The sequence below is a fragment of the Nitrincola lacisaponensis genome (assembly GCF_000691225.1).
In the GTDB taxonomy this organism is placed as follows: domain Bacteria; phylum Pseudomonadota; class Gammaproteobacteria; order Pseudomonadales; family Balneatricaceae; genus Nitrincola; species Nitrincola lacisaponensis.
Map to the genome: position 1 here is coordinate 1 of NZ_JMSZ01000031.1, position 1170 is coordinate 1170.

Consider the following 1170-nt stretch of genomic DNA (forward strand, 5'->3'; position numbering starts at 1 on the left):
ACGCTCTTTAACAATTCGAACTGAAAGAAATAGATTGTCTTGTAGAAATACAAGCGCCAACCGGCGAAATCGATCGTTACGATTTAATTGAACAGACGCCTTCGGGTTATATGGTCAAGTGAATAAGCGTGCACGGTGGATGCCTTGGCAGTCAGAGGCGATGAAGGACGTGGTAGCCTGCGAAAAGGTGTGGGGAGCTGGCAAACGAGCTTTGATCCACACATGTCCGAATGGGGAAACCCACCTAATTTATTAGGTATCTCTTAACTGAATACATAGGTTTTGAGAGGCGAACCCGGGGAACTGAAACATCTAAGTACCCGGAGGAAAAGAAATCAACCGAGATTCCCTTAGTAGCGGCGAGCGAACGGGGAGCAGCCCTTAAGCGGTGTTGTGGTTAGTGGAACGCTCTGGAAAGTGCGGCCATAGAGGGTGAAAGCCCCGTACACGAAAACCTATACGCTGTGAAAACGAGTAAGGCGGGACACGTGATATCCTGTCTGAAGATGGGGGGACCATCCTCCAAGGCTAAATACTCCTGACTGACCGATAGTGAACCAGTACCGTGAGGGAAAGGCGAAAAGAACCCCTGTGAGGGGAGTGAAATAGACCCTGAAACCGTGTACGTACAAGCAGTGGGAGCCGTTTTAATACGGTGACTGCGTACCTTTTGTATAATGGGTCAGCGACTTACTTTCAGTGGCAAGCTTAACCGATTAGGGGAGGCGTAGGGAAACCGAGTCTTAATAGGGCGTCAAGTCGCTGGGAGTAGACCCGAAACCGGGCGATCTATCCATGGGCAGGTTGAAGGTTGAGTAACATCAACTGGAGGACCGAACCGACTACCGTTGAAAAGTTAGCGGATGACCTGTGGATCGGAGTGAAAGGCTAATCAAGCTCGGAGATAGCTGGTTCTCCTCGAAAGCTATTTAGGTAGCGCCTCATGTCTCACCTTGGGGGGTAGAGCACTGTTTCGGCTAGGGGGTCATCCCGACTTACCAACCCGATGCAAACTCCGAATACCCAAGAGTGCAATCATGGGAGACACACGGCGGGTGCTAACGTCCGTCGTGAAAAGGGAAACAACCCAGACCACCAGCTAAGGTCCCAAAATTCTGGTTAAGGGGGAAACGATGTGGGAAGGCTTAGACAGCTAGGAGGTTGGCTTAG

The 1170-nt window shown here is 50.7% G+C and carries 1 rRNA gene; it reads left to right on the forward strand.

Features of this window, described 5'->3' with window-relative positions:
* Positions 1–112 precede the first annotated feature (112 nt).
* Positions 113–1170 (forward strand): 23S ribosomal RNA (locus ADINL_RS10060); the annotation flags it as partial.